Origin of the sequence: Pseudomonas sp. PA-4-8C, from assembly GCF_021606625.1 — a bacterium.
Taxonomy (GTDB): domain Bacteria; phylum Pseudomonadota; class Gammaproteobacteria; order Pseudomonadales; family Pseudomonadaceae; genus Aquipseudomonas; species Aquipseudomonas lactis.
Window position 1 is genome coordinate 1 of record NZ_WKCD01000213.1, and the last position, 9,779, is coordinate 9,779.

Here is a 9,779-nt window from a genome sequence, read left to right on the forward strand (position 1 = left end):
CCGCGTACTCGTGCTCGAAATCAAAGCGTTCCTGGCCACGCACAGCCGGGTCGTTGGTGTCGAGCAGGCAGGTCCAGAACTCACCCTCCGGCACCGGCGGCAGGCGGAAATTGACCATGTCGTGATGGGCGTTGACCACCAGCAGCAGCGTGGCATCGGCCCCGGCGCGGCGAATCCCGGTTTCCTGGGCGCGGCCATCCATCAGCATGCCCAGGCAACGGCCCTGGCTGTCTTCCCATTGCTCGGTGGTCATCTCGTTGCCATCCGGCGCCAGCCAAGTGACGTCCTTCACGCCGATGTCTTCGTTGTAGTCGCCCACCAGGAAACGCCCGCGCCGCAGGATCGGGTACGCCAGGCGCAGCTTGATCAGGCGCTTGACGAACTTGAGCAGGGCCTTGCCGTCATCATCCAGGTCCCAGTTGACCCAGCCGATTTCGCTGTCCTGGCAATAGGCGTTGTTGTTGCCGTGCTGAGTGCGAGCGAACTCGTCCCCGGCGACGATCATCGGCGTGCCCTGGGCCAGCAACAGGGTGGCGAAGAAGTTGCGCATCTGACGCAGGCGCAGCGCGTTGATCTCCGGGTCGTCGGTAGGGCCTTCGACACCGTGGTTCCAGGACAGGTTGTTATTGCTGCCGTCCTGGTTGTTCTCGTCGTTGGCCTCGTTGTGTTTGTCGTTGTACGACACCAGGTCGTGCAGGGTGAAGCCGTCGTGGGCGGTGATGAAGTTCACCGAGCTGTACGGCCTGCGCCCACGGTGGTTGAACATCTCGCCCGAGGCGGTCATGCGCCCGGCGAAGTCTGCGAGTTGGCCGTCGTCGCCTTTCCAGAACGCACGCACGGTGTCGCGGAAGCGGTCGTTCCATTCCACCCAGCCCGGCGGGAAGTTGCCCACCTGGTAGCCACCGGGGCCGCAGTCCCAGGGTTCGGCGATGAGTTTCAACTGGCGCAGGATCGGGTCCTGGCGGCACGCCACGAGGAAACTGTGGCGCTCATCGAAGCCGTCGCGGTAGCGCCCGAGGATGGTCGCCAGGTCGAAGCGGAAGCCGTCCACATGCATCTCGGTGGCCCAGTAACGCAGGGAGTCGGTGACCATCTGCAGCACGCACGGGTGGCTCAAATCCAGGGTGTTGCCGGTGCCGGAATCGTTGATGTAGAAACGTTTGTCGTCGGGCATCAGCCGGTAGTAAGAGGCATTGTCGATGCCACGCATGGACAGGGTCGGGCCGCGCTCGTTGCCTTCGGCGGTGTGGTTGTAGACCACGTCCAGAATCACTTCCAGCTTTTGCTCATGCAGGTGCGCGACCATCTCCTTGAACTCGGCGATCTTGCCGCTGGCCAGGTAGCGCGGGTCGGGGGCGAAGAACGCGATGCTGTTATAGCCCCAGTAGTTGGTCATGCCTTTTTCCAGCAGATGCTGGTCGTTGACGAAGGCGTGCACCGGTAGCAACTCGACCGAGGAGATACCCAACTGACGGATATGCTTGAGCACGTCATCTTCCATCAAGCCGGCGCAGGTGCCCCGCACCGACTCGCCCACCGAAGGGTGACGCATGCTGATGCCACGCAGGTGGGTTTCATAGATGATCGTGCGGTCCCATGGCACCCGTACCGGTTGGTCGTTGCCCCAGGTGTGCGCCGGGTCGATGACCTTGCACTTAGGCACGAAGGGCGCACTGTCGCGTTCATCGAAACTGAGGTCGTCGTCCGGGTGGCCGATGGTGTAGCCAAACAGCGCTTCGGACCATTTGAGTTCGCCCACCAGTTGCTTGGCGTAGGGGTCGATCAGCAGCTTGTTGTGGTTGAAACGGTGACCATTGGCCGGGTCATAGGCACCGTATACGCGGTAGCCGTAAATCAGCCCGGGGTGAGCATCGGGCAGGTAGCCATGAAAGATTTCGTCGGTGTATTCGGGCAGTTCGATGCGTTCCAGCTCAACCTCGCCGGTATCGTCGAACAGGCACAGCTCTACTTTGGTGGCGTTGGCGGAAAACAGCGCAAAGTTCACACCCAGGCCATCCCAGGTGGCGCCAAGGGGGAAGGGCAAACCTTCACGGATCCGCGACGGCTCATGAACCGGCGTCGCTGTGGTGTTGTCGGGTTTGCTCATCGAGTTGCTCCTGCAAGGGGTCTTTTTTCGGGCCGAACGCCGCCGTACTGACGGTGCTTCAGCGCATGGCATGGACGGAAAAGAGCCTGCAGCGCGCATTGCGTGCTGCAGGCCCGAGAAATCATGGGGCGGGCGGTTTGGGCTTCTTCGGCGCGGCGGGTTTCTTTGCCGCAGGCTTGGCGGCGGCAGGCGCAGCCGGCTTGGGCTTGGCCGCAGCCTTGGGCGCGGTTTTTGGCTTGGCGGCCGGTTTAGGCTTGCTCGGCGTCAGCGCCTCGGCTTCGGCCAGCTTGCGCGCCATCTCCCAGTGGCGATCATGGGCGCCATCGGGCTTGCCTTCAGACTCCCAGATCTGATGCGCCAGTTCGCGAATGCGTTTGTCTTCTTTACTCATCACAAACTCCTCACAGAAAATTTTCAGCTTTCTTGATTATCAGGATTGATAAAGACATTGACCGGGAGATCCCCCAGGGCAGCGCTGATCAACAGCTCCTTGTTGGGTGTGACTACGCCCGTTTGAAAAAGTCCCTTCCAGTTTTGTGCAGGGGCGGCGAACGGTAATTTCACCCGCGTATCGCCCCAAACCTGCGCATTGATCTGGGGAAACATCCCGTTTTCAAGCAGAGGATAAGACCAGCGCGGCACCACCACCAGCAACTGCCTGCCCTGATGTTCACGGTAGAACGCAACGACGCGTTCCGCGTGCTGGCCCAGCACTTCCAGCGGTGTGTAGCTGCCATGGCGCAGCAGTTCGGGGCAGGCTTTACGCAGGCCCAGCACCTGGGCGATCAATGCCTGTTTGATACGCCCGTCGCGCCAGTTGAACAACAGTTCGCCGATGTCCGGTGGTGCCTGCAATGCACGTTGCCGCGCAGCGAAGTCCACCGGGCGACGGTTGTCCGGGTCGACCAGGCTGAAGTCCCAGAACTCATCGCCCTGGTAAATATCCGGCACACCCGGCACGGTCAGATGAAGCAAGGTTTGCGCCAGCCCATTCAGGGCGCCGGCGGGGGCGATGGCCTGGGCCGCGCTGTCCAGGGCACTGCGCAGCGGCGCACCGGCCTCACTGAGCAGCAGGCGCTTGAGGAACCCGTCCACCGCCTGTTCATACGCGTCGTTGGGCGCGCTCCAACTGCTCTGCAACTTGGCCTCGCGCAGGGCTTTTTGCTGCCACTGCCAGAGGCGTTGTTGGTACGCCTCCAGATCGGGGTTGGGTTCCAGCGGCCAACTGCCCAGCAGCACCTGATAAAGAATCAGCTCATCACCCGCCGAGGGGCTCTCTGCGCTCTCGCGCAAAGGCTCGGCCAGGCGGCGCCAGTGCTCGACCTGTTCGGCATACCAGGGTGCGCACTCGCTGAGCACCGCCAGGCGCGCACGGGTGTCTTCGCCGCGTTTGTGGTCATGGGTGGCAGTGGCCAGCAGGTTACCGGGGAAGGTCTTCAGGCGTTGTTGGTTAGCCGCATGGAAATCTGCCAACGGCGCACTGAATTGCTCGGTGCTGAAACCCACATCGTTACGCGACAACAACACCGCCGAGCGGTAGAACGCGGTGTCTTCCACGGCCTTGGCGGCGGCGGGCGAGGTCAGTTGCTGGAAGCGCACGCAGGCATGCTTGAGCATCTTGCGCGCGCGGCCCACCGGACGATTGCGCCAGGGCTGGCCACCGAGCCATTGCTCCAGGTGGTCGAGCACCGGCCAGTCGCCTTCGTTGAGGGTGCTGCGCGCACCCTCCATGGCCTGCTGGAACACCTTGTCGTCGGCCGCGCTGCGGCCCATGGCGCTGATGTAGGTGCGGTACACCGGGAAGTGCACGATCAGTTCCTGCAAGGCACGGCGAATGGCGCCCAGGGTCAGGTCGCGGGTCATCACATCATCGCGGGCCACTTGCAGCAGCGCCTGGGCCACGCTTTCGAAGTCGCCGCCCAACGAACCATTGAGGATCTGCTGGCGCGCCAGCCGCGCTTCTTCGCCGAAGGCTGAAGGCCGTTCGCTGTAACGCGTCCACATCTCGGCCAGCGGCGCGAAACCTTCGGGTTGGTGTTGCAGCAATGACAACTGGTTCATGAACTCGTAGCCAGTGGTGCCATCCACCTGCCAGTCTTCGCGCAGGGTTTCGCCTTCGCCAAGGATCTTTTCGACAAAGATCGGCAAGTGGCGCTGGGGTGACAGCGCATCCACCCGCCGACGCAATTTGCGGCAATAGCCACGCGGGTCGGCGAGGCCGTCGATATGGTCGATGCGCAGCCCGTCGACCAGCCCCGCGCTGATCAGCTCGAAAATCTTGCCATGGGTGGCTTCGAACACCGTTGCACGCTCGACCCGCAGGCCGCCCAATTCATTGACGTCGAAGAAGCGCCGCCAGTTGATGTCGTCCGCGGCGGTGCGCCAACTGGCCAGGCGATAAGTCTGTTGTTCCAGCAGGTGATGCAGGCGCTCGAAGCCCTCGGGCTGGCGACTGTCGAATGCGGCCAGGCGTTGTTCGATGGCTGGCAGCAGCTCGCTGGCGCGTTCGGCCAGGGCTTGTTTGAGCGTGGCGGCTTCGGCGTAGGCGTCGTGCTGGTAGGCGAGGGCGGCGAAACGTTCGGCCAGCGGTTTGAGTAACTCATCGTTGCCCAGGATCAGGCCGTAGTCCCTGGGGCAAATCGGAAAACGGTGTTCGTAATGCTCGACGTAGAAACTCCCCTGTTCGGCATCGAACTTGAGCGGCAAGGTGCCATTCTGCAAGGCTTCGCCGTAATCGCTGCCGAGAAAGGGCATCAGCAACTGGCCCTTGAGCAACGGGTCGGGGGAATGCCACTGGATGTCGAAGAACTCGCTGTAGGGGCTCAGGCGGCCCCACTCCAGCAGGTCCAGCCACCAAGGGTTGTCCGCGCCGCCCACGGCCATATGGTTGGAGACGATATCGAGGATCAAGCCCATGTTGTGCTCACGCAGCGCGGCGACCAGGCGACGCAACGCCGCTTCGCCCCCCAGCTCCGGGTTGACGCGGGTCGGGTCGACCACATCGTAGCCGTGCATGGAGCCGGCGCGGGCGCTTAACAGCGGTGAGGCATACAGATGGCTGATACCCAGTTGGGCAAAGTACGGCACCAGTGGCACCGCGTCATCGAGGGTAAAACCTTTATGAAATTGCAGGCGCTGGGTGGCGCGCAGGGGCAGTGCGTTCATCGGTCACGCTCATAGGCTTGGTTGCGCGCCACGGCCAGCAGTTCGAGGCGACGCGCGGCGCTGTCATTGTCGAGCAGGCTGGCGGCTTCGCCGGGCAAGCGGCGGCGCCAATTGGGGTGGGTGTCGAGGGTGCCCGGCAGGTTGGCTTGCTCCTCGATGCCCAAAGCATCTTCCAGGGGCAACAACACCAGGGGCGCGCGGGTATGGCCCAGGTAGCGCACGCTGGCGTCGATCATATGGTCGGTGTCGTTGCGGATCTCATCGATGAAGTTCTGCGGGTCCTGGCTCAAGGCTTGGCGCAGTGCCTGGCGTTCGCGCAGGCGATGTTCGCTCCATTGGTCCACAGTAGGCGCGTCGATCAGGCCCAGCTGGATATTCCATTCGATATCGCGGCTGTGCCACCAGCCATTGAGGGTGGGCAAGTCGTGGGTACTGGTGGTGGCCAAGGCGTTGTCGGGCCAATCGAGGATGGGCTTGAACTGGCCGTCATGGTTCTGTTCGAACAGCAGCACACGCATACCCAGGATCGAGCGGGCGCTGAGCTTTTCGCGCAGGCCCTCAGGCACGGTGCCCAGGTCTTCACCGAGGACGATGGCCTGGTGGCGGTGCGATTCCAAGGCGAGCAAACGCAGCAGGTCGTCCACCGGGTAATACAAATAGGCGCCTTCGCGGGGTGATGCACCCAGGGGGATCACCCACAGGCGTTGCAGGCCCATCACATGGTCGATGCGCAAGCCGCCGGCATGGGCGAAGTTGGCCCGCAGCATTTCGATAAAGGCGCGAAAGCCATTGCGCTTGAGGCCCTCTGGGGAAAAGGCAGAGATCCCCCAACCTTGGCCTGCGCGGTTGAGAATGTCCGGTGGCGCGCCCACGGTCAGGTCGGCCAGCAGTTCGTCTTGACGGCTCCAGGCCTGGCTACCGCCGCCATCGGCACCCACCGCCAGGTCGGCGATCAGGCCGATGCCCATGCCGCTGCCACGGGCGGCTTGTTGCGCGCGCTCAAGGCTACGGGCGATCAGCCATTGGGTGAAGGCGAAATAGCCGATTTCGTCGCGGTTTTCCTCGGCGAACTGCGCCAGGGCCGGGCTTTGCGGCGTGCGCCAGGCTTCGGGCCATTGGCGCCAGTCCAGGTCCTCACCGGCGGCAGCACGCTGGGCCTGTATGGCTTCGAAGCGGCAGTGGTTTTCCAGGGCTTCGCCGCCGGTCTGGCGGAAGCTTTGGAAGTCGGCATGCTGGGGATGCGCGCCGTGGCGGAAGTCTTCATACAGTGTGCGCAGCAGGCGTTGCTTGGCCTTGGCGGCGGCCGGCCAGTCGATCAGCGGGAGCTGTTCCAGGGCATGCAACTCGTCAGCCAACCCGGCAGCTTCGATGGCGTTGCGCACCTCACGTTCACCGAGGATGCACGCCGGCGAAGCATACAGGCTGTTGAGAAACAGGCGGCTGGAGGGTGAATAAGGGCTGAAACGCTCGGTGTCGGCGCTGAACATCGCGTGCATCGGGCTGATCGCCACAGCGTCGGCGCCGCGCTCGGCGGCGGAACGCACCAGGTGCTCCAGAGCCAGGGTGTCGCCAAAACCGCCATCGCCGAGGCGGCGCAAGGCATAGAGTTGGGCGCTGAGGCCCCAGGCACGAGCGGGTTGGCTGTCGACCGCGTCGGCCACGCTGTAGCAGTGGCTGGGAGCGACGGCCAGGGTGAAGGTTTGCCCGTCGATATGCACCTGGTGGTAGCCCAGGGCGATCACGCCGGGCAGCACAGCCTCGCCGTCCAGGCGCAGTTCCAGGGTTTCGCCGCCTTCCAGGCTGACGCGACACGGGGTATCGGGGGCGAAATAACGCGCCAGGTCCAGGCCCGCGCCACTGTCGGTGGTCATCAACGGCGGCAGGTGGGTGTCTTGCTGCGCCTGCTCAAGTTGCTGCAGGCTGGCGTCGATCTCGGCATCGCTGTCGGCCGGGTGCCCAAGGCCTTTGAGCACGGCGCGCAGGGCGTCAGGCTTTACATGCTGCGGGCGACCGTTGGCATCGATCCAATCGACGGCCAGGCCTGCGCGGCTGGCGAGAATTTCCAGGTTCGCTTCGCTCAAAGAATGTCTCCAACAGGGGATAAGCAAACGCGTGCGCTCAAGGGCGGTAAGTGCGCACCTTGCTGGGCAGGCGTTTGGAAAATAATCGGGTGGGGTGCCGGATGATCCAGGGGCTGTTCACTCAGGTTCAGGTCGATCTGCAGCACACGGCCGTTGCCCAGACGCCAGCGCGCGGTGACGGCATGGTCAGCCAGCACCTGCGCGCCGAGGGCGACCGTGCCGGGCAAGTGCGGCACCACGTGTGTGTGACGCAGGCTCAGCAGGTGGCGGTAGAGCTGGGTGTGGTCGTTCTCGACGAAGGAGGGCGTCGACTGTAAAAAGGTTTGCAGCGCGTTGGGGTCGGGGATGCGCTGGCGTTGCTCGGGGTCGTGAAACGCCGCGAAGTCGGCAAACTCATTGCGCCGGCCTTCACGCACGGCCTCGGCCAGCTCGCCATGATGGTCGGTGAAAAACAGGAAGGGCTCGGCGGCACTTACCTCGTCGCCCATGAACAGCATCGGGATCATGGGGCACAGCAACAGCAGGGCCGTCGCCGCTTTCAGCGCCTCGGGCGAACACAGCTGGTGCAGGCGTTCGCCCAGGGCGCGGTTGCCGACCTGGTCGTGGTTTTGCAGGAACGCCACGAAGGCGCTGGGGGGCAAATCCGCACTGGGCTCGCCGCGGGCATGCCCATGGCGTGTGGTCTCGCCCTGGTAGATGAACCCCTCGGCCAGGCAGCGCGCCAGCTTGGCGGTGGGCTGTTCGGCAAAGTCGCTGTAGTAGGCGTCGGTTTCACCGGTGAGCAGCACGTGCAGCACATTATGAAAGTCGTCATTCCATTGCGCGTCGAAATCGTGCTGCAACAGGCTGGCCTGGTTCAGTTCGTTTTCCAGCATCAGCCACACGTGGCGCCCGCCGTCCACCTGCTGGCGTACCCGTTGTGCCAGTTCCTGCAGAAACCCAGGGTTGTCGATGGCGTGCACGGCATCCAGGCGAAGGCCGTCGAAGCGGTATTCGAGCAGCCACATCAAGGCGTTATCGAGGAAGAAGTCCCGCACTTCACGGCGCTCGAAATCAATGCCGGCGCCCCAGGGCGTGTGCACGTCTTCCTGGAAGAAACCCTGAGCGTACTGGCCCAGGTAATTGCCGTCGGGGCCGAAGTGGTTGTAGACCACATCGAGGACCACGGCCAAGCCATGGCCGTGGGCACTGTCGATCAGTTGCTTGAGTTGCTCGGGCGTGCCGTAGGTGGCGTGGGGCGCGTAGGGCAGTACGCCGTCATAGCCCCAATTGCGCTCGCCGGGGAATTGCGCCAGAGGCATTAACTCAATGGCGGTGACGCCCAGCTCAGCCAGGCGCGGCAAGTGTTTCTCGACGCCAGCGTAGCCGCCCATGGCGCCAACGTGAAGCTCGTAGATCACCGCCGTGTGCCAGGGGCGGCCTTGCCACTGGCTGTGGCGCCATTCATAGGCGAGGGGGTCGACTACTCGGCTCCAGCCATGCACATCCAGCGCCTGGGCCCTGGAGGCGGGGTCAGGCACCGTGTTTTCGCCATCGATATTAAAGCGGTAAAGCGTGCCGGCAGGGCACGCGACTTCGACTTCGAACCAACCACCGGCCTGGGGCAGCATGACGATGGTTTTACCCTGTTCCAATTCAACGCTGACATAAAATGCGTCTGGCGCCCATAACGCAAAGCGCGTGCGGTGCGCGTCCAGCATGATTGCGCCGTGGGGCCAGGTTTCCAGAGTCCGTAACGGCATCTATGAAGACCTCCCTTGTTGTTCCAATCGCTATTTGTTCGATTTCCCCAGGGCCTTGGCCACCAGTTGTTCGTAGAGTTCGGCGTAGGGTTCCACCGCCTGGCACCAGTTGAACGGCTGGGTCATGGCACGGCTGCGCATGGCATTGAGCAGACCGGGGAAGGCGAACACCTTGAAGGCGCGGCGCAGCGCCTCTTCGTAGCTTTGCACCGTTGACTCATTGAACAGGAACCCGGTGACGCCATCCTCAATGGTGTCCGCCAGCCCGCCGGTGTTACGCGCCACCGGCAACGAGCCGAAGCGTTGCGCATACATCTGGCTCAGGCCGCAGGGCTCATAGCGTGACGGCATCAGCAGAAAATCGCTGCCGGCGAACATGCGGCGTGCATCGGTCTCGTTGAAGCCGATGCGCACGCCCACCTGGCCAGGGAAGCGCAGTGCCAATTCGCGCATGGCCTGTTCTTCTTCAGGCTCGCCACGGCCGATGATCGCAATCTGGCCGCCGTTCTCGACGATGAAACTGGCGACGGCTTCGGTGAGGTCCAGGCCTTTCTGGTAGACCAGGCGCGAGACCACCGCGAACAGCGGGCCACTGGATGGCTGCAGCTCAAACAGCTCGCGCACATGGGCGGCGTTGATGGCCTTGCCTTCCCAGTCGCCTATATTGAAGTTGTGGATCAGGTG

General features: G+C 63.4%; 6 protein-coding genes. All 6 read right to left on the reverse strand.

Annotated elements, in window-relative coordinates:
- Positions 1-2,107 (reverse strand): glycogen debranching protein GlgX (gene glgX / locus GIW04_RS22945; protein ID WP_236479217.1); only part of this gene is annotated, 2,107 nt, incomplete at its 3' end.
- Between the two features lie 121 nt (positions 2,108-2,228).
- Complete coding sequence (locus GIW04_RS22950; protein WP_003191595.1) at positions 2,229-2,498, reverse strand: DUF2934 domain-containing protein; 270 nt, start codon at positions 2,496-2,498, stop codon at positions 2,229-2,231.
- A gap of 23 nt (positions 2,499-2,521) precedes the next feature.
- A complete protein-coding gene (locus GIW04_RS22955; protein WP_120248109.1) occupies positions 2,522-5,272 on the reverse strand; it encodes a malto-oligosyltrehalose synthase in 2,751 nt (916 codons plus the stop codon).
- A complete protein-coding gene (malQ, locus tag GIW04_RS22960) occupies positions 5,269-7,353 on the reverse strand; it encodes a 4-alpha-glucanotransferase (protein ID WP_014718608.1) in 2,085 nt (694 codons plus the stop codon). The genes GIW04_RS22955 and malQ overlap by 4 nt, the downstream gene beginning before the upstream one ends.
- Positions 7,350-9,095, reverse strand: coding sequence for a malto-oligosyltrehalose trehalohydrolase (gene treZ, locus GIW04_RS22965; protein WP_120248108.1), 1,746 nt, complete (start codon positions 9,093-9,095; stop codon positions 7,350-7,352). Before treZ ends, malQ begins: the two co-directional genes overlap by 4 nt.
- Before the next feature lie 30 nt (positions 9,096-9,125).
- Positions 9,126-9,779 (reverse strand): glycosyltransferase (locus tag GIW04_RS22970; protein ID WP_236479219.1); only part of this gene is annotated, 654 nt, incomplete at its 5' end.